Genomic DNA, 19,464 nt, shown 5'->3' with positions numbered 1-19,464 from the left:
CAGAGCTACGCCCCGAGGATCACAGCGCCTTGGCGATGATGCCCTTCATGACCTCGTTGGCGCCCGCGTAGATGCGCTGGACGCGGGCGTCCTCGTACATCCGCGCGATCATGTACTCACGCATGTAGCCGTAGCCTCCGTGCAGCTGCACGCACCGGTCGACGACCTCGCACTGCTTGTCCGTCAGCCAGTACTTGACCATCGCGGCCTCGGCGGGGTCGAGCTCACCGCGCAGGTGCGACTGGATGCAGTGGTCGAGGAACACCTCGCAGGTACGGGCGATGGTCTGACACTCCGCGAGCTCGAAGGCTGCGTTCTGGAACTCGAACAGCGTGTGCCCGAACGCTTCCCGGTTTCGCGTGTAGGTGACGGTCTCCTGAACGGCCCGGTTCATCGCACCGGACGCCTGCGCGCCGATGATCAGCCGCTCCTGCACCAGCTGCGCCATCAGCTGCCCGAAGCCCTGCCCCTCCTCACCGAGCAGGTTCGACACCGGGACACGGACGTCGGTGAACGACAGTTCGGACGTGTCCGCCCCGTGCTGGCCGACCTTGTCGAGGACGCGGCCGACTGCGAATCCGGGCTGGTCCCGCAGGTCGACGATGAGCATCGACACACCCTTGGCGCCCGCCTTGGGGTCGGTCTTGACGGCCATCACGATGACGTCCGCGGACGAGCCGTTGGTGATGAACGTCTTCGACCCGTTGACGACGTACTCGTCGCCGTCCCGGATCGCGGTCGTCTTGATCGCCTTGAGGTCCGATCCTGCGCCGGGTTCGGTCATGCCGATCGCGCCGAGGATCTCACCGGTCGCCATCCCCGGCAGCCATGTCTTCTTCTGCTCCTCGGTGCCGTATTCGAGGATGTAGTGCGGGACGATGCCGGAGTGCACGGAGATGCCGAGCGACAGGTCACCGGCGTAACCCTGGGCCTCGAACACGGCGAGGTCGTGGGCGAAGGTGCCGCCGCCTCCGCCGTACTTCTCGGGGATCGAGCAGCACAGCAGCCCGAGCTTGCCCGCCTCGAGCCACACCTCTCGGTCGATGCGATGCTGCGCGTCCCACTTCTCGTTGTGCGCGACCACCTCACGGTCGAAGAATCCGGCCGCGAGTTCGGACAGTGCCCGAACCTCGTCGTCGTGCCAGGTGGGGACGTACTTCTTCATCGAACAACCGCCTCGTCGAATCCGTGCCGTTACTAGATACCTATGCTAACGGTCCGAATTGCGAGCGTTCGTTCAGTCCCGCACGCAGAGGCAGAAGTGGTGCCCGACGGGATCCCGGTACACCCGGAACGTCGGATGGCTCTCGCCGCCTTCGACGAGCTCCGCGCCCGCCCCGAGCACCCAGCGTTCGGCGGCGTCCATGTCGTCGACAACGAAGTCGAGGTGCACTTTCACTCCTTCGGCGGGCCAGCGGACCGGCACGAAGTCGGGCGCGAGCTGGAATGCCAACCGCAGGTCCCCCGGCCCCTGCAGCACCGCCCAGTCGCCCTCCGAGCGCACCAGCTCCCATCCGAGAACCTCGCGATAGAAGCCGGCGAGCGCAGCCGGGTCCGGGCAGTCGAGGACGGTGTAGTCGACGTCGATCACGGGTCGCGTCATGAGGCGAGCGTAGGGGATCAGACCGGCGTCCCTGCTCGACTCGCCGTCACCACCTCCCCGATCCAGGGCAGCACCGCGTCACGAACCGTGACGGCTCGCGGCAACAGGCCGTTGGTGTGCAGCAGATCCGCCGCACGCTGCTGCTCGTCGAGGAACTCGTCGGTGACGGGACCGATGCCGAACGGTCGCCCGCGCAGCGCCTCCTCCCACCGATCGAGATCGGCTGTACCGCCGCGCCTTTCGGCGTCCTCGACGAGGAATCGCGCCGCCTCTCGGGGATTGGCGACGATCCAGGCGTCCGACTCCTGCAGTGCCGCGACGATCGCTTCCAACTCCGGGCGGTGATTCTCGGCGAAGTCGCGCCGCACGAACCACAGCGACGGGTGGCTGAACAGACCAGCCGTGTCGACGAGCGTGTGCACACGCGAGGCCGCCTCGACCCCTGCCAGGCCCGGGTAGGCGCCCACCCACGCGTCGAGTTCGCCGCGCTGCAGCGCCGCGCCGCCGTCGTTCACGTCGACGTCGACCGACTCGATGTCGGACCAGCCGAGCCCCGCCCGGTCGAGAGCGAGCAGGACGAGGGTGGTCTGCCACGATCCGTGCGCGACCCCGACCCGCTTGCCACGCAGATCCGCTGGGGTGCGGATGCCGGAGCCGTCGAGGCTCACCAGCCGACCGTTCTCGACACGAGGACCGGAGATCCCGACGTACGCGAGGTCGTGGCCCTGGCCGAGACCCGTGATCGGCGGGGTGAAACCGGTACCGATGAAGTCGTAGCCGGCGTCGGTGAACAGCCAGTCCGAATGCAGCGTCGGCAGCCCCGTCCGGGGATCGACCGGCGGCGGAGCGGGGAGTTCCCGCAGGTCCACCCATTCGACGTCCGGAAGGCGTCGTTCGAGCAGGCCGGTGTGGCGCAGCACGAAGAGGGAATTGTTGTTCGGGAAGTACCCGACTCGAATGGTCATGGAACGCTCCTGATCTGCCGGATCAGACGAGGCCGCGACGGCGGGCTTCGTCGAGGAGGCCGCTGCGGCCCCACTGCGCCACGAGGTTGGTCCTGTCGAAGTCGACGGTGCCGCCGACGAGTTCGCCGATGGCCTGGTACTGGGCCCCCTCCTCCAGCAGGACGACGAACTTCGCGAGTTCGAGGAGTCCTGCCCGGCCGATCACGTTGACGCCGCCGTTGGCTTCGAAGATCGCGACGAGGTCGGGGTCGTCGACGAGTCGGCCGAGGATGAAGTCTCCCGGGGCCTGGCTGCGGTCGATGTGCGGCGGGATGTCCCGCGAGAGGGTCAGGCGCTGCGAGGCCGCGTACTTGATCCGCAGCGTGCGGTGCGTCTGCGCCCATCCGCCCAGCCACGGCGTGTGCACGTGCACGATCGAGGTGATCTCCGGGTGGGCGCGGAACACCTTGGCGTACCCGGTGACGAATCCGGCGGACCCGCTGCCCGCCAGGACCTCGCCGTCGAACGTCGCGAGGATCGGCTTCGCGCTGCGATCGTCCGCCCACGGTCCCGGCTCGTTGAGCGCGACGGCCAACTCCTCGCCGGGCACTCGCTCGACGAAGTTGACGGTGCCGTTCGCCGAGACCGTTCCGGTCTCGCGGAACACATGGAACGCGGTGTCGGCGGCCCGACGGGCGTCGTCGACGAAGGCCTCGACAGCGGGGCTGACACGAATCTCGGTGCTGGTCATGATGATTCTCCTATCGTGCGGAAAGGGTGCGGACCGGGGTGGGCGTGGTGCCGCGCAGCAGCGGCAGCACCTCCTCGCCCACTCGGTACGCCTCTTCGAGGTGGGGGTTGCCGGCGAGGATGAACGCGTCCACACCGAGGTCGATCAGCTGGTCCAGCCGTTCGGCGACCTGTTCGTAGCTGCCGACGAGACCGAAGGCGGGCCCGCCGCGGATGAGGCTGAACCCGCACCACACGTTGGGCTGCACTTCGAGGTCGCGGTAGCCGGTGATCGTCTCCGGCACCCAGCCGGAGATCCTCGCGGCTCCGACGGAGTCGCCCTGCGCTGCTCGGTTGGCCGCGTCGCGGTCGACGAACGCCCACCCCTTCTCGATCTCTGCCCACGCCGCTTCCTCGGTGTGCCGGGCGACGATGTCGATCCGGACCGCGAACTTCGGTGTACGGCCGAGCTTCTCGGAGTGTGCCCGGACGCCGTCGAACTTGGCACGCAGGTCGGCGAACGGCTCGAGCCACGACAGGTAGTAGTCGGAGTGCCTGCCCGCGGCGGCGACGGCAGCGCCCGACGAACCGGAGAAGTACACCTCCGGAAAGGGCTGCCCGGCGAGCAGCGGCGGCAGCGCGGCTCCCTCGGTGGTGAAGAACCGTCCGTCGTAGTCGAACGGCTCACCGTCCCAGACCCCACGGAGGACGTCGAGAAACTCGGAGGTACGGGCGTAGCGGTCGTCGTGCGCCACCTTGTCGCCCCACCACAGCTGCGGCGCTCCGCCGCCACCGCTGATGATGTTGTAGACCAGGCGGCCACCGGTGGCGCGTTGCAGGCTGGCGGACATCCGGGCGGCCTGCAGCGGATGAAGGAACCCGGGCTGGAACGCGACCATGAAGCGGTAGGTGTCGCTCTCGCGGGCCAGCGCGGACGCGGTGGCCCACGGATCCTCGGTCACGGGAAACGACGGCAGCAGTCCCCCGACGAATCCCGCGGACTCCGACGCCTTCACCACCGCGGCCATGTGGTCGATGTAGCTGTAGCCGTCGAGCCTGCCACCGCGGATCGCGGGCGCGATGTTGCCCGGCCCGTGCCCGCCCGCATGCCCGCGGTTGTAGCGGCGTGGGGTGCGGAGCGACGCGTGGTCGCCCTCCATCCCGATGCGCCAGTAGAAGTCGGTGGTCATGCGCTGATCTCCGTCCCGGTGAGAGTGCGGCCGGCGGGGTCGACCAGGTGCAGGAGGTGTTCGCCGGCGCGGTGCAGTTCCTCGATGTGCGGATGCCCGGTGAGCTCGACCACCTCGAATCCCCGTGCCCGATAGTCCGAGAGTGCCTGCGCCACCTGGTCGTAGCTGCCGACCAGACCCGTCGATCGGCCGTAGCCGATGCGGTCGAATCCCGACCACCGGCCGCCACCGAGCGCGTGCGCCCGAACCTCGGCCTCATCGGCATCGGGATTCACCTCGCGCCACTGCCGCAGAACGCGCGCCCACGCTTCGTCCTCGGTTTCACGAGCGATGACGGGCAGCGCGAGACCGGTCCGGACCGTGCGTCCGTGGCCGCTCGCCGCTTCTCGCAGCGATGCCGCCGCGGCGTCGACACCGTCGACGGTCTCGTCGAACACGTGGACGTCGCCGTGTTCGGCCGACAATGCGAGCGCCTCCGCCGAATCGCCCGACAGATACACGGTGGGGAACGGCAGCCCGGACAGAATCCCGCGGAAGCCGCCGTCGATCACGTCGTAGTAGTCACCGGCGAACTCGAATCCGGTGCCGCCGAATCGCCCGGGCAGCACCTGGTCCTCGTTCCACACGCCCCGTGCGACGGTGAGGAATTCGGCGGCGCGCCGGTAGCGGTCGGCGCCGGCGACCCGGTCACCGCGAGCGGCCGCGTCGGCGTCGTCGGTATCGACGCGCAGGCGCCAGTCCAGCCGACCGTTCGACAGCCGCTGCAGCGTCGCGGACAGCTTCGCCGCGTACACCGGGGTCCCGAACGCCGGATGGAACTCCACACCCACCCGGAGATGCCGGGTCCGACGCAGAGCCGATCCCGCAACCACCCACGACTCCTCGCCCTGGGGGTCGTAGGGGACGACGACGCCGTCCAGACCGGACAGCTCCGCGGCGAACACGACCTGGTCGAGGAAGTCGAAACCATCGCGACGCGTGGACACGGAGCCGACGTGTCTGCCGTCGCCGCGAACCGGCAGCTCCCACAGGAACTCGGTCACGATGCCACCTTCCGTTCGGCGGCGAGCAGTGCGCTCGCCTGCTGCAGTGGTTCCGGCACCACCCACGACGCGAGGTCGAAGTCGGTGGCGAGGAAGCCGTGGGTGTAGAGGAACTGCTTCTGGACGTCGAGGAGTTCGAGTCGCTCCTCGGAGAGCGTGGGATGCAGTCCGCGATGGAAGTCGTCGCCGTATGCCGCTTCCACTCCCTGCGCGCCGGAGAAGGTTTCGCGGGCGAGCACGGTGCGGACCTCGTCGAGGTTGCCGGCCGCCCAGTCCGCGGCGCGCAACGTCTGCGCGAGGAAGCCGACGACCACGTCGGGCCGAGTCTCGAGGAGGTCGGCGTGCACCGTGATCGGGCGTGGGGTTCCGTTGTTGACCCGCAGCCGCTTCGAGTCGGTGGCGTCGAGGTCCACGGCGACGCGCAGCCCGTGCTCGCGGGCGACCTCCTGGGCACGGGCGCCCTTGACGTAGATCGCGTCCACGTCGCCGGCGAGCAACTCCTCCACACCCCACGTGGTGACCCGACGATCGGACCGGGCGTCGTTGCGTACCTGAGGGTCTCGCTCGACTCCGATCTCGACCGGACGGACGTCGGCCAGGGTCAGCCCACCGAGACGCAGCGCGCTCGCGAACCCGTGCAACGCCATCGCCCGCGGGAAGCTGCGGGCCCGGTCCTGCGCCCAGGCCGGGACCGCGATCCGCAGCCCCGCCAGGTCACCGGGCCCCGAGACCTCCGAGTCGGGTGCCACGAGAACGGCCTGCGCCTCATCGATCCAGGTCAGGCCGATCAGCCTGGTCGGTGAGTCCTCGGCGCGTGCGGCGAGCGCGGGCACGTTGCCGCCTTCGCGGATCAGGCCGAGGAGCCGGTGGTCGAAGTGTCGCGGAGCGAGCTCGGGGCCGGCGTCCTGCAGCACCCCCAGGCCCAGCCCGGCGTCGGCCGCGGTCTCCCCCAGCCAGCCGAGGCTGTGCGCCAGGCCGCTCGCGGTGGGCACCGGGCAGCGGGTGTACCAGAGGGTGTCGAGTTCGGTGTCGGCTGCGGCAGTCATCTCGTGCTCCTAGGTGTTCCGGCGGAGGTCGATCGGGGGGATGGTGCAACGGTGGAAGTGGTACGCCCGACGCCCAACTCGGCCAGGAAGGCCGCGCGATACCGCAGGGACTCGGGGTCGGTGCGGTCGCGTGGTCGTGCGAGGTCGACGTCGGTGTCGACGGCGAACCGACCCTCGTCGAGGATCAGGACCCGGTCTGCCAGCCGGACCGCCTCGTCGACGTCGTGGGTGACCAGCAGCACCGCCGGGCGGTGCCGCGCGACGAGGTCGCCCACCAGGTCCTGCATCTGCAGCCTGGTCAGCGCGTCCAACGCCGCGAACGGTTCGTCGAGCAGCAGCAGTTCGGGTTCCCGGACCAGGGCCCGGGCGAGCGCGACGCGCTGCGCCTCGCCGCCGGAGAGCGTCGCCGGCCACTGCCGGGTCTTGCCGTCGAGGTTCACCTCGGCGAGCGCCTGCCTCGCGCGTTCCCGGTTCCCCGCCGTGCGCGGCTGTCCGACGGTCACGTTTCCCAGCACCCGCTTGGACGGGATCAGCCGGGGTTCCTGATAGACGGTGGTGCGGCGCGGCGGAACGAGAACCGTTCCACTGTCCGGCTTCTCGAGACCGGTGAGGAGTCGGAGCAGAGTCGTCTTCCCGGTACCCGACGGGCCGAGCAGCACGACGAACTCGCCACGACGGATCTCGAGGTCGACGTCGTCCAGTACCACCTTGTCACCGAACGTCTTGCGCAGACCGGTGATCGACACGGCGACCGGCTGACCGGCGCGGCGGTCGTCAGCGGTCGTCGGCGACGGTGCGCGAAGGTCGAGCGGGGGAAGGGGGGCCTCGAGGCTCATCGGATCGCCACCTGTGAGCGCCACGGCATCGCGAACCGCTCCACGATGCGCACCACTCCGTCGAACACCAACCCGAGCAATGCGTACAGGACCACACACAGCACCATGTAGTCGGTGCGGTTGTACTCCTGCGCGAGCGTGACGAGGTACCCGATGCCCTCCCTGGTGCCGACCTGCTCGGCGGCGATCAGTCCGGTGATGGAGATGGACAGGCAGATCCGCAGTGCCATCAGCACCCCGGGCAGGGCGGCAGGCAGAATCGCCTCGAAGACCAACCTCGGCCCGCGGAGACCGAAACTCTGTGCCGCCTCCACCATCTTGCGGTCGACGTTGCGCACCCCGAGGTAGGTGTACGCGTACATCGGACCGACCGTGGCGACGGTGATGAGGAGCACCTTGAACGTCTCGTCGATACCGAACCATGCGATGAACAGTGGGACCAGGGCCAGGAACGGGATCGCCCGGTTGATCTGCATGGTGGAGTCGATCAGTTCCTCGCCGAGGCTCGACAGTCCGGACAGCACACCCAGTACCAGCCCGATCACGACGCCGAAGAGCACACCGAGCGCAGCCCGCTTGAACGACGCGAGCGAGAAGTCGACGAGCTGCCCGGTCTGGTAGAGCTCGGTGAACGCGGTCCACACCTTCGGCGGTCCCGCAAGGATCTCCTCGGGGATCGCACCTGTGGCCGAACCGATCCACCAGGCGGCGACGATCAGCGCAGGCACCAGGAAGCGCAGCGGCACCGACACCCAGCGCGGCCGGGCGCGACCGGACCTGTGCCGGGGTACTTCGAGGTCGAGCCGACCGGGAACGGCGCGCTCGTCCTCGCCCGTCGCCCGGGAGGTCGTCAGGATCGCCATCTCAGCTTCCCGCAGTGGGTGCGGACTGGTTCTGCGCGGACGGATGCTGCGCCACCTTCTCCTGCAGCGGGTAGAAGACGTCCGCCGCCGTGACCTGCCTGGTGATCACCCCGTTCTGGAAGAACAGGTCCGCAACCTCCTGCAGATCCGCGGCGTCCGCCTCGGTCGGGTAGTGCGGAACCGATGCCTGCCTGCCGAGATCGACCGCGCGAGCCAGCCGGTCACCGGACAGCGCGCGCGGGCCGGCCTTCTCGAAGACGTTCTGGAAGTCCTCGGGATTGCTCCGCTGACGTTCGGTCAGCTTCTGCAGCGTCTCCAGGTACTTCGCCGCGACGTCGGGCCGCTGCTCCAGCACCTCGGTGCGGAAGGCGACGATCGTGTTGTCCGTCGACTCGATGCTCGCCTCGGTCGCGATCTCGATGCCGCCACGGGCCTTCGCCTCCTGGTACGGATCGTTGAACGAGGCCCACGCGTCGACCTGACCGGTCGAGAACGCGGAGGCCGCGTCCGATGGCTGCAGCGGCACGCGTTCGACCTGATCGAACGGAATCCCCGCCTGCCGCAGCGCTTTCAGGGTGATGTACTCCCCCTTGCCCGCGGGGTTGACGGCGATGCGCTTCCCGATCAGGTCCTTGACCTGCGTGACCCCCGAGTCCGGTGAGGCGAGAATGCCTGCCTGGCTCTGGTCGACGGGATCGGCGACCGCGATGATCCGCACACCGACGTCCTTCGAGAGGGCACCGACGACCGGGCTGTAGGCGCCGCCGGAGACGTCGAGCTGACCGGCGTTGAACAGCTTGAGGTTCGCGCTGAACGCGGGCGGTGCGTTCACCCATTCGATCTTCGCGCCGAGCGGGGCGAGCGCCTCGTCGAACGTGCCGTCCCGCTTGGCGACGGCGAGCGGTCCCGCATTGCCGACGTCGGTGACCTTGAGGACGAAGGTGGGTTCGCCGCCAGGTGCGGCCTCGTTCGCGTCGCCTCCCCCGGATCCACACGCGGCGACCAGCGCGACGACGGGAAGTATCGCGAGCGCGGCGCGCGCCCTGGGCAGTCGGCGGAGGGGAGGCATCGACTTCTGCTCCTGTTCGAAGTGGTGACGGTTCGGTGTTCACGAAGCTAGGGGCCCACCTCGTGCTCGCCCACCCATACCTTTCCTCTGATTGGAAAGGTTGACGCGATCAACAAAACTGTGCATTCAGGGCTTTCACGCCTCACCCACGGAAATAACGCCGAGGTCGCCGGGGCCCCGTCGCCTGATCGACGACCGAAGCGAACCGCACTTTCCGCTATGCGGAATGCGTGACGGGTCCGAGGCCGTGCTGCGTGCTAGCGTCGCCGCGTGGTTCCCACCCCCCGACCGAGCGGCCAACTTCAATCCGTCTCACGTGCACTGTCGGTACTCGGCTGCTTCCGCGGCGGCGAGGACCTCGGCGTGTCCGAGATCGCGCGCCGCCAGGGGCTGGCGGTGAGCACGACGCATCGACTGCTCACCGCCCTCGTCGACGCCGGCTTCCTCGACAAGATCGACGAGTCCAGCCGCTATCGGCTGGGCGGCGCCCTGGCCGAATACGGTCAGATCGCCTACCGGCAGCACCGCATCCACCTCGCCGAGCCACACCTCGAGGAACTCGCGATGATCACCGGAGCGAGCGCGTCGATCGCGACGCGCCACGGAAACGACGCCGTCCTGCTGGGAACGAGCCGGTGGCGCGAGGCCGAGGGCCACGACCTGCAGGGTCTCCGACTGCCGCTGCACGCCAGCGCTCTGGGCAAGGCACTTCTGGCCTGGTCCCCCACCACCGAGGACGAACTGACCCGGCTGCCGTACGGAAGTGGCACGGCGCGGTCGATCGCCGGACCTGTGGAATTGGGCAAAGAGCTGGCGCTGGCCCGGGAACGTGGATATGCCTTCAACGACGAGGAACTCGAGAAGGGATTTCGGACCATCGGCACGCCCATCGGCGGCGAGTCCGGACGGGTCCGATTCGCACTCGGACTTCGCGGCCCCGTCGACCTGATGATCGACGAACGGATTCCGTTCTTCGTCGACATCGCCAAGGTCACGGCCCGCGACATCGCCGCGGTCCTGGCCTGACCCCACCACCTATCCTGGCGGCATGAGCAACTTCGACGATGCCGTGATCGCCGCCGTCACCGGCCACATGAACGGCGACCACGCCGCCGACAACCTCGCCATCGTGCGCGCCTTCGCCGAACCGGCGGCCACGGCCGCGCGGATGACGGGCCTCGACACCGAGGCAGGCGAATGGGCGGCGACCGTCGACGGCGCCGAGCGGACCGTCCGCGTGCCGTGGCCCGGGCAGGTCACCGACCGCGCGTCGATCCGCACCGAGGTGGTCGCGCTGTACCACGCGGCATGCGAACGCCTCGGCGTAGAACCCGCCGGGCACTGACAGCCGGAGGAAAACCAGTCGCGGACCCCCGCCCGGGCCGCTAGCGTCGAATCATGTCCCCTCCGTCCTGAAAGAGCTCAGACATGACCACGGCGACCACGACGCGCCGCCTGACGCCGTTCCTACTCGTCAATCTCGCGACTCTGTTGTCGGCGACAGGCAACGGCATCACCATCGTGGCGCTGCCGTGGCTCGTCCTGCAGCAGACCGGCCGCGCCACCGACGCGGCGATCGTCGCGGGCGCGGCGACGCTCCCCCTGCTGCTGTCGTCGCTGTTCTCGGGCACCGTCGTCGACCGGTTCGGGCGCAAACCCACCTCGTTGGTCTCCGACCTCCTGTCGGCGCTGTCGGTGGCCCTGATTCCGATATCCGCCGCCACGGTGGGGTTGTCGATCCCGTTGATCGCCGCCCTCGCGGCACTCGGCGCCGCCTTCGATCCGGCCGGAATCTCGGCCCGTGAGGCGATGCTTCCTGCCGCGACGAAAGCGGCGGGCTGGCGGCTGGACCGCGCCAACAGCGTGTACGAGGCGAACTACAACGTCGCGTACCTGATCGGTCCCGGTGTCGGCGGCGTCCTCATCGCGATGGTCGGCCCGGTGAACACGCTGTGGGTCACCGCCGTGTGCTTCGGCGGGTCGCTCGCGACGATCGCCTTCCTCCATCTCGACGGCGCAGGCGTTCCGGACCACGACACCCGCCCGAGGTCGATGTGGTCGGGCACCCTCGAAGGCCTGAAGTTCGTGTGGCGCAACAGGTTGCTGCGCACCCTCGCACTGGTGGACATGGCGCTCGTCGCCCTGTACATGCCCGTCGAAAGCGTCCTGTTCCCGGTGCATTTCACGGAACTCGGACAGCCCGCCCAACTCGGGTGGGTACTGATGGCAATGAGCATCGGAGGCGTCGCCGGAGCGCTCGCCTACGGCTCCCTCGCGGTGCGGGTGAGCCGGCGGACGATGATGCTCGTCGCGGTCGCCGTCCTCGGATTGTGCATGGTGGGGATGGCGTTCCTGCCGCCCCTGTGGGTGACGCTGACACTGGCGGTGGTGATCGGACTGGTCTACGGACCGGTCGGACCGATCGCGAACTACGCCATGCAGACGCGGAGCCCCGAACACATGCGCGGTCGCGTCGTCGGGGTCATGACGTCCACGGCGTACGCGGCCGGTCCCCTCGGATACCTGCTCGCCGGACCGATGATCGACGCCGTCGGCCTGCGCGCGACGTTCTTCGCGCTCGCCCTCCCGGTCTGCGTGCTCGCTCTCGTCTGCGTTGCGCTGCCGTCACTGCGTCAGTTGGACGACTGATGATGGGGGTCAGCTGAACCCCATCACCTCGTCGCCCCACGCCGACCGCAACTCACGGTCGGGATCCGGAACCATCGCGTCGGTCTTGTCGATGAGCAGCGTCGAGCGTGTCTCCGCCGTGTACGGAGCCCAGTGCTTCGACGCGTCCAACGCGGCAGGCACACCGTGCCACGCGAAGGCCAGCCAGCGCCGCTGCACCCGCCCGGCCACCTCGACCGCCGCCTTCCTGCCGCCGAGCCAGAACGTCGGATCGACGTTCAACGTCCCGAAATTGCCGAACACATAGGGCAGTTCGGTTGCGTGACTCGCCCCGACGCGAGCCGCCCGCAGCATCGGTGTCGCGTGGTCGAAGCGGTACACCCACGTCGGCGAGTGCTGCGAATGCGCGTCGGCGATCCACAAGCACGGCATCCGGAATGCCGCATCCCTCGACACCGCCATCGCGCCGGTCGACTTCTCGAAATCGGGATACGCCGCGATGATGTCCGCGACCTTCGTGGGAGACAGATTCGGGTGGTCGGATGCGATCGCCGTGAACATCTGGTTCACGGTGCCCGCCGTGACCGGCATGATCGGCGACTTCGTCAGCCGGAAGATGGACGCCTCGTCCTTGTTGGTCCCGATGATGAGCGGAATCCGATGTGACAACCCCTTCTGGAACGCCGCGACCGGATACTTCGGCACCAGGTCACGGTCCACCACCGGCGCCATCGCGAGTGTCCCGGGTACCGTCTCCACGATCTCGGACAGGAGCCGGTCACCCACCGCGGTCAGTTCCTCGAACGGCATCTCGCGCAACCGCTCGGCGTCGCCGTTCCCGACACCCGCCAGTTCGGCGAACCTCGACGCGACCGCGGCCGCCCGCTCCGCCCCGTACACCGACGTCGCGGGTGAACTCTGCGCGATCGCGCGATGGAACAGCCCCTCGGCACGCGGAACCGTCATCAACGTCGTGATCGACGCCGCGCCCGACGACTCCCCGAACACCGTCACATTGCCCGGATCGCCGCCGAAAGCCGCGATGTTGTCGCGGACCCACTCCAGCGCTGCGATCTGGTCCCGCAAGCCGACATTCGACTCGAAGCCCTCGCCCAACGTGGACAGGTCGATGAATCCGAACACCCCGAGCCGGTAGTTGACGGTGACCACGACCAGGTCACCGACCTCGGCGAGATGTGTGCCGTCGTACACGGACTGCGACGACGCGCCGACGCAGTAGGCGCCTCCGTGAATCCACACCATCACCGGTCGCGGCTCACCGCCCGGTCGCGGGGCCCAGACGTTGAGCGACAGGCAGTCCTCGTCCTGGACCATCGCCGGATCCATCGGCACCTGCATCGCCTTCGCCTGCGGGGCGATGGGACCGAAGTCGACGCAGTCGCGCTCACCCTCCCACGCGGGCACAGGCAGTGCGCTCCGGAAGCGCCGCGCCTTCCCCGCCGAGGCGTACGGGACGCCCTTCCACACGTACACCCCACCCGCCGGGTGTCCGCGCAGGTCACCACCCGTCACACGGACAGTGACGGCGTCACTCGAGCTCACGGTCGCGTCCTCGTCGATCTGCACGGCAGCCTCCCTTTCGGCCCGCGATCACCTCGTTCGCCAACGTACCAATCGGGGCGGGGCGCGCGGGGACGCTCGCGGTGTCTCCCGGTGATCGGGATCGAACACGCACGCACGCGGCGGATGCTGTGCAATCGCAGACATGACCGCCGTCCGTACCCCAGGCCCCCTCCTCACCGGCCGGCGTGCCGTCGTCACGGGGGGTGCACGCGGAATCGGGGCGGGGATCGCGAGCGCGTTCGCAGCGCACGGCGCGACCGTGCTCGTCGTCGACGTCGAACCCGGTCCTGACCTGGACTTCGACCGCACCGCCGGTGGCAGCATCGAATCGATCACGGCAGATGTGTGTGCGGCGCCGGTCCATCCCGCGCTGGCCGCACACGGCGCGGACGTCCTGGTCAACAACGTCGGGCACTTCGTGCGCGCGCCCAGGCCGTTCGTCGACGACACCGACGACCAGTGGGCGGCACTGCACGAGGTGAATCTGGGCCACATCCTGCGCCTGACGCACGCCCTCTTGCCCGGACTGACCGAGCGAGGCGGCTCGATCGTCAACCTCACCACCGTCGAGGCCCATCGGGCGATACCCGGCCACAGCGTCTACTCCGCCTACAAGGCGGCGCTGATGCAGTTCACGCGGTCACTCTCCGCCGAGGTGGGGCCGGCAGGCGTCCGGGTGAACGCCATCGCTCCCGACCTGATCGAGACGCCACAGGTTCCGTATGCGGATCTGGTGCCCGAAGAGGAACGCGCGTCGTGGCCCCGCTGGTCGCCGCTCGGCGGGCCCGGCACGCCCGACGACGTCGCGGGCGCCGCCCTGTTCCTCGCCTCCGACCTCTCCCGCTTCGTCACCGGCACCACCGTCCACGTCGACGGCGGAACCCACGGCTCCGGTGGCTGGGTGCCCCGCGCGACAGGCGGCTGGACCAACCGACCCCGCAACCCCTGAAAGGAGCACTCGCGTGCCCACCCTGAGCCTCAATGTTCCCAACTTCGGCACCCTCCTCGCCGCGGACCGATTCGGGCACCTGCTCGACATCTGCAGTGCCGCAGACGATGCCGGCGTGGATCGACTGCTGATGACCGATCACGTGGTGATGGGACCGGACACCGACGCGTACACGTGGGGGCCGTTCCCGACCGACCCCGACGCGGCGTGGCTCGAGCCGATGACCGTCCTCGCGATGGTCGCCGGACGGACACGGCGGATCCGACTCGGCACCGGAATCGTCATCGCGGCGCTCCGCGGTGGAGCGACGCTCGCGAAGACCGCCGCGACCCTCGACCTCCTGTCGAACGGACGCCTCGACCTCGGCGTCGGGACCGGTTGGCAAGCCAAGGAGTACGAGGCGGTCGGACTCGACTTCACGCGGCGCGGCCCGCTGCTCGACGACACACTCGCCGTGTGCCGAGCCCTGTGGGACGGAGCCCCCGCCGCCGTCGACCGGCCCGGCATCACGTTCGACGACGTGTACTGCTCACCGCGTCCCGCCCCCGATCGACGCATCCCGATCTGGGTGTCCGGCACGCTGTCGCGACCCGTGGTCCGCCGGCTCGTGACCTGGGGTGACGGATGGATCCCCATCATGGGCGCCACGAACGACGACCTCGCAGCCGGAATCGACCAGCTGCACAAGGCATTCGCCGAGGCCGGACGTGATCCCGCAGAGCTGCAGACTCGCGGGCGGCTGTCCGTCGCCCGGACCGCAGGCGGCGACGTCGACCTCGACGAGACGGTCGCGAACGCGGTCGCTCAGACGGAACTCGGCGTCACCGATGTCGTGGTGGCGCTGCAGGCCCTCGACCCCGATCCCGATGTCGCGGCGGCCATCCTCCCCGAGCTCGTGCGCACCTTCCGCGCCGCGTTCGCCTGAGCCGACACCCGAGCGTTCGGCGGTCGGCGCAGTGCGTGAGAACCGACGACCGAAGCCTCACGGTCGGCGTCCTACGATGGCACGCATGCGCGCCACCGGACCTCGCCTGCTGCTGACCATGCTCTGCTTCGCGTCGACCGCGGCGTGCTCCAACGCGGTCGACGGCGACGCGAGTCCCGCTCCACGGCAGGCGACGACGACACAGGCGACGACCACGCCCCGTCCCGCGCCGACCAGCCGAACGACAACCCCGGTCACCACCACCCCGGCGCCGGCTGCCCAGGTCGCCGAGTACATGGGCGCCGACAACGGCTCGTACTACTTCACCAGTCCCAGTACGAAATTCGAATGCGCAGTCGTGACCGCGCCCGATCCGGTCGCCGGATGTCACGGAGCACTCCCGGCGAACGCACCGACGGTGCCGGCGGCGGGCGGTGCGGGTCGAGTCGCGCCGAACGCGATCCGTGTGACCGATTCCGGTGCTGGCGAATTCGCCAGCACCGGAGACCCGGCATTCCACCGATTCGACGCCCCCGCGAAGGCGCTGCCCTACGGCTCGCCACTGCGAGTACAGGGATTCACGTGCACCGTCGACGAAACGACCGGCGTGACCTGCGCCAGCTCCGCGGGGCACGGCTTCACGGTGTCGGACAACGCCTATCGGTTGTGGTGAGCGCGCCCGGTTCCGCGTGACATCACTCGACTAGCCGTAGAGGGCGTCGATCTCGTCGCGGTAGCGCTCGGAGACGACGTTCCGTTTGATCTTGAGGGTGGCGGTGAGCGCGCCGTTCTCCTCCGTCAGATCGTGATCGAGAATCTCGAACTTCTTGATCGCCTCGGCATGAGACACGAGCCTGTTCGCATCGTCGATCACGGCCTGGATCGCCGCACGGAGGTCCGCATCGCCGCGTAGCTCGGACACGGTGGCGTCGGCGTCCTTGCCGTTCGCGGCCCGCCACCGGGTGAACGCGTCGGGGTCCACCGTCACCAGAGCACCGATGAACGGTTTGCCGTCACCGACGACCACCGCCTGCGACACCAGTTCGTGGGATCGCATCAGGTCCTCGAGCGGTCCGGGCGACACGTTCTTGCCTCCGGCGGTGATGAGGAGGTCCTTCTTGCGGCCGGTGATCGTGAGATAGCCGTCCTCATCGAGGGAGCCGAGGTCGCCGGTGCGGAACCACGGCCCGTCGAACACGGCTTCGGTTGCGGCGTCGTTCTTCCAGTAGCCGCCGAATACCACACCGCCGCTGAGCTCGATCTCGCCGTCGGCGGCGATCCGGACTGCATTGCCGCCGAGAGGCTGCCCGACGCTACCGATGCGTTGCGCGCCCGGGACATTCACACAGTGCGCCGCGGTGGACTCGGTCAATCCGTAGCCCTCGTAGACGGGAACGCCGACGCCGCGGAAGAAATGTCCGAGTCGAGGCATGAGCGCCCCGCCCCCGGAGATCGCCCACCAGCACTCGCCACCGAGGACCGACCGCAGCTTCGAGTAGACGAGCTTGTCCGCGACGAAATGCTTGACGCGCAGGGTGATCGACAGCCGACCGGAGTCGAGTGCCTCGCTGTAGGAAACGGCGGTGGCCTCGGCGAAGTCGAACACCCGCTTCTTGAAGGCGCCACCGGCAGACGCCTGCTGCGCCGCGGCGTCCCGTACCTTCTCGAACACCCGCGGCACACCGAGGATCACATTCGGTCGGTACCGCCCGAACTGACCGACAATGGTGCCGAAGTCGGACCAGTGCGCCTGCGCCCCACCCGCTTCGAACATCGCCAGCGACACCGCGCGCGCAAGGACGTGCGCGAGGGGCAGGAACGTGAGCATCCGGTTCCCCGGCTGCGCCACCTCACCGATGCTCGCCGCGAGGATTCCACGTACCTCCGACAGGAAGTTCCGGTGCGTCAGCTCGCACCCCTTCGGACGTCCCGTCGTCCCGGACGTGTAGACGAGCGATGCCAGGTCGTCGGCCCGCAACGCACTCATCCGCTGCTCGACGGCAGCGTCGTCCAGGTCGGTGCCCGACGCCAGCAGTGTGTCGATCGCCGCGTCGTCGATCTGCAGCACCCGAACGCCCGTCGACTCGAAAGACCCAACCTGGGAGGGCTTTTCGACGATCGCGACATTGGCCCCGGAATCGTCGACGATCCAGCGCACCTGATCCGCGGACGACGAGTCGTACACCGGAACCGATACCGCACCGACAGCCCAGATCGCGAAGTCCAGCAACGTCCACTCGAAACGGGTGGAGGACATCAGGATCACCCTGTCACCCGACTGAACGCCGCCCTGGATCAGGCCCTTCGCAACACCCGTGACCAAGTCCGCGAACTCGGCCGCCGTGACATCCACCCACACGTCGCCGTCAGGACGAGAGAACAGCACCAGATCCGGCGTCTGCTGCGCGTGACGATAGACGGTGCGGACGATCGCATCGTCGTCGCCGATGGTGAAGTTGGGCGCGGTCGCGTACTCACGCATTCGGGTCGCCTCCACTGGTGTCGGTGTCGGAAATCGGTTCGGTCGCACTGAATCTGCGCAACAGTTGAGCAAAGGTGTCGACGTCCTCGCTCGGCCAGCTTCGGACGCGGTCGGCGACCTCGGCCTGCCTGCTCCGGTCCGCGCGCTCGAGCATTCGCGCGCCGGCGTCGGTCAGGGTGAGCGGGTGTCCGTTGCGAACCGGCCCGATCTCCGCCTTCACCCAGCCGCTGTCGACGCACGTCTTGATCTGCCTGGACACCGTGGAGCGGTGTACCCCGAACGCGTCCGCGATCTGCGTCGCCCGGCACCCGGGGTTGCGTTCGATGTACGAGAGGACGGAATGCAGAGCGAAACTCGGGGCCGCCGCGTCCACTCGATCGCCCGTCACCAGCTGCCGGACCAGGTGCACGAGCTCCTCGTGCACCTGCGCCACGGAACCACGGTGTTGCATACCGCAACTATATCCGCGCACAACTCGGATGGATACCCCGGGTAGCGAAATCCTGACGGCCTCGAGCCGGCCCCCTCAGAGTGCGAACTCCGTGTACCCACCGACCGACGTGAATCCGATCCGCGCGTACACCGATGCTCCCTCGGCGCTGGCCTGCAGCACCGCGGTCGTGAGACCGGACTGACGGGAACGATCCAGTGCATGAAGCGTCACCGCGGTCCCGTAGCCGCGCCGGCGGGCGTCGTCGAGCGTCACGACGCCGTACAGTCCGACAACGCCGTCGCTCACATGGATCTCCGCGCCGCTGACCGGCCGATCCCCCACATACCCGACGACGAACGTACTGGCACATCTCGCAGACAGCACCGCGGACGAGACACCGGCGAAGTACTGCGGCACCGTCACCGACGGTGGCGTCCAGTTCGCGGCCATCAGCGAGGCATAGTCGCGCAGACCCGCCTCGTCCGTCACCGTCTCGACCCGCAGTTCGCCAGGGCTCGAGAGCGCCGGAACCTCCGACAAGGCGGCCACCATGGCGATCTCGGATTCGTGCTCACTCCAGCCGTGCATTCTCAGTGAGTCCGGTAGATCGGCCGGCGTCGACGCGGGCCCCACCCACCACGAGAAGGGGAGCCCCGACTCTCGAACGAGAGCCGTCGTCTCCGCGACTCGGTCGGATGCGCGTTCCGCCGAGAACCGTGCTCGACACACGAGATTGAAAGTGTCATCGCCGAGTCCGCTGTCCGCAACGACGACATCGTCCATGGCGTGCACCCGTGCGCTCGGAAGCGCGGAATGAATGTGAGTTGCGTGAGAGGCGAGATTCGCGTCCATTGCCTGCAGAATTCGGTACACGCCGCGATCGTACGGCGGACTGACCGCCGGGCCTCCAGCCCGAGCCCAGCGTCGGATGTTCGCATACCTTGTGGTGCGTCAGCACCCCTGTTGTGCGCGCAATCCCCGTGCGAACACCACACAACCCCTGCGCAGACGAGTTGCGGAGAGAAAAGGAAAAGGCCCCTGAAACGCCGAAAACCCCGGAACCAGAAAACTCTGGTTCCGGGGTCCCCGGGATGTTATGTACGGCGGTGTCCTACTCTCCCACACCCTGTCGAGTGCAGT

General features: G+C 68.6%; 20 protein-coding genes. 6 read left to right on the top strand and 14 right to left on the bottom strand.

What is annotated here, in order from left to right:
• Positions 1–19: 19 nt before the first annotated feature.
• The 10 genes from FFS72_RS23650 to FFS72_RS23605 form a co-directional block, all read right to left on the bottom strand.
• Positions 20–1,165 carry an acyl-CoA dehydrogenase family protein gene (locus FFS72_RS23650; protein ID WP_137876236.1) on the bottom strand — a complete coding sequence of 382 codons (1,146 nt, stop codon included), beginning with the start codon at positions 1,163–1,165 and terminating at the stop codon, positions 20–22.
• A gap of 72 nt (positions 1,166–1,237) precedes the next feature.
• The gene (locus FFS72_RS23645) at positions 1,238–1,603 is read right to left on the bottom strand and encodes a VOC family protein (protein WP_137876235.1); all 366 of its coding nucleotides are present in this window, start codon (positions 1,601–1,603) and stop codon (positions 1,238–1,240) included.
• 17 nt (positions 1,604–1,620) lie between these two features.
• Positions 1,621–2,568, bottom strand: coding sequence for an ABC transporter substrate-binding protein (locus tag FFS72_RS23640; protein WP_137876234.1), 948 nt, complete (start codon positions 2,566–2,568; stop codon positions 1,621–1,623).
• A gap of 22 nt (positions 2,569–2,590) precedes the next feature.
• Entirely contained in the window at positions 2,591–3,298 is a 708-nt protein-coding gene (locus FFS72_RS23635; RefSeq protein WP_137876233.1) for a class II aldolase/adducin family protein, read from the bottom strand.
• 10 nt (positions 3,299–3,308) lie between these two features.
• On the bottom strand, positions 3,309–4,466 hold the full coding sequence (locus FFS72_RS23630) for an LLM class flavin-dependent oxidoreductase (RefSeq protein ID WP_137876232.1): 1,158 nt from the start codon (positions 4,464–4,466) through the stop codon (positions 3,309–3,311).
• Positions 4,463–5,509, bottom strand: coding sequence for an LLM class flavin-dependent oxidoreductase (locus tag FFS72_RS23625; RefSeq protein ID WP_137876231.1), 1,047 nt, complete (start codon positions 5,507–5,509; stop codon positions 4,463–4,465). Before FFS72_RS23625 ends, FFS72_RS23630 begins: the two co-directional genes overlap by 4 nt.
• Entirely contained in the window at positions 5,506–6,555 is a 1,050-nt protein-coding gene (locus FFS72_RS23620; protein WP_137876230.1) for an ABC transporter substrate-binding protein, read from the bottom strand. Before FFS72_RS23620 ends, FFS72_RS23625 begins: the two co-directional genes overlap by 4 nt.
• Positions 6,552–7,391: an ABC transporter ATP-binding protein gene (locus FFS72_RS23615; protein WP_137876229.1), complete on the bottom strand. Its 840-nt coding sequence runs from the start codon at positions 7,389–7,391 to the stop codon at positions 6,552–6,554. Before FFS72_RS23615 ends, FFS72_RS23620 begins: the two co-directional genes overlap by 4 nt.
• Positions 7,388–8,254: an ABC transporter permease gene (locus FFS72_RS23610; RefSeq protein WP_137876228.1), complete on the bottom strand. Its 867-nt coding sequence runs from the start codon at positions 8,252–8,254 to the stop codon at positions 7,388–7,390. The genes FFS72_RS23615 and FFS72_RS23610 overlap by 4 nt, the downstream gene beginning before the upstream one ends.
• A gap of 1 nt (position 8,255) precedes the next feature.
• Entirely contained in the window at positions 8,256–9,323 is a 1,068-nt protein-coding gene (locus FFS72_RS23605) for an NrtA/SsuA/CpmA family ABC transporter substrate-binding protein (RefSeq protein ID WP_137876227.1), read from the bottom strand.
• Positions 9,324–9,593: 270 nt separating this feature from the next.
• Here FFS72_RS23605 and FFS72_RS23600 point away from each other — a divergent pair, with 270 nt between their 5' ends.
• The 3 genes from FFS72_RS23600 (at position 9,594) to FFS72_RS23590 (ending at position 11,972) form a co-directional block, all read left to right on the top strand.
• Complete coding sequence (locus FFS72_RS23600) at positions 9,594–10,349, top strand: IclR family transcriptional regulator (RefSeq protein WP_137876226.1); 756 nt, start codon at positions 9,594–9,596, stop codon at positions 10,347–10,349.
• 22 nt (positions 10,350–10,371) lie between these two features.
• Positions 10,372–10,668 (top strand): DUF2470 domain-containing protein, encoded by a 297-nt coding sequence (locus FFS72_RS23595; protein WP_050063818.1) that lies wholly within the window; start codon positions 10,372–10,374, stop codon positions 10,666–10,668.
• An 83-nt stretch (positions 10,669–10,751) separates the two neighbouring features.
• On the top strand, positions 10,752–11,972 hold the full coding sequence (locus FFS72_RS23590; RefSeq protein WP_137876225.1) for an MFS transporter: 1,221 nt from the start codon (positions 10,752–10,754) through the stop codon (positions 11,970–11,972).
• A 9-nt stretch (positions 11,973–11,981) separates the two neighbouring features.
• Here FFS72_RS23590 and FFS72_RS23585 read toward each other — a convergent pair whose 3' ends face one another.
• Positions 11,982–13,538 carry a carboxylesterase/lipase family protein gene (locus tag FFS72_RS23585; protein WP_137876224.1) on the bottom strand — a complete coding sequence of 519 codons (1,557 nt, stop codon included), beginning with the start codon at positions 13,536–13,538 and terminating at the stop codon, positions 11,982–11,984.
• Between the two features lie 139 nt (positions 13,539–13,677).
• On the opposite strand from FFS72_RS23585, the gene FFS72_RS23580 reads away from it, so the two are divergent.
• From FFS72_RS23580 to FFS72_RS26865, 3 genes are all read left to right on the top strand, one after another.
• Positions 13,678–14,484, top strand: coding sequence for an SDR family NAD(P)-dependent oxidoreductase (locus tag FFS72_RS23580; RefSeq protein WP_137876223.1), 807 nt, complete (start codon positions 13,678–13,680; stop codon positions 14,482–14,484).
• A gap of 13 nt (positions 14,485–14,497) precedes the next feature.
• The gene (locus tag FFS72_RS23575; RefSeq protein ID WP_137876222.1) at positions 14,498–15,409 is read left to right on the top strand and encodes a TIGR03619 family F420-dependent LLM class oxidoreductase; all 912 of its coding nucleotides are present in this window, start codon (positions 14,498–14,500) and stop codon (positions 15,407–15,409) included.
• A gap of 85 nt (positions 15,410–15,494) precedes the next feature.
• Entirely contained in the window at positions 15,495–16,082 is a 588-nt protein-coding gene (locus FFS72_RS26865) for a hypothetical protein (RefSeq protein WP_249353489.1), read from the top strand.
• Between the two features lie 30 nt (positions 16,083–16,112).
• Here the strand turns inward: FFS72_RS26865 and FFS72_RS23565 are convergent, their stop codons facing one another.
• From FFS72_RS23565 to FFS72_RS23555, 3 genes are all read right to left on the bottom strand, one after another.
• Entirely contained in the window at positions 16,113–17,891 is a 1,779-nt protein-coding gene (locus FFS72_RS23565) for an AMP-dependent synthetase/ligase (RefSeq protein ID WP_137876221.1), read from the bottom strand.
• The gene (locus FFS72_RS23560) at positions 17,884–18,342 is read right to left on the bottom strand and encodes a MarR family winged helix-turn-helix transcriptional regulator (RefSeq protein ID WP_137876220.1); all 459 of its coding nucleotides are present in this window, start codon (positions 18,340–18,342) and stop codon (positions 17,884–17,886) included. Before FFS72_RS23560 ends, FFS72_RS23565 begins: the two co-directional genes overlap by 8 nt.
• 75 nt (positions 18,343–18,417) lie before the next feature.
• A complete protein-coding gene (locus FFS72_RS23555; RefSeq protein WP_249353488.1) occupies positions 18,418–18,912 on the bottom strand; it encodes a GNAT family N-acetyltransferase in 495 nt (164 codons plus the stop codon).
• Positions 18,913–19,464: the final 552 nt, after the last annotated feature.

This window comes from Rhodococcus sp. Q (assembly GCF_005503035.1).
GTDB lineage: Bacteria > Actinomycetota > Actinomycetes > Mycobacteriales > Mycobacteriaceae > Rhodococcus_G.
Note: the sequence above shows the minus strand (reverse complement) of the source record. Positions and strands in the feature narration are given on the sequence as shown.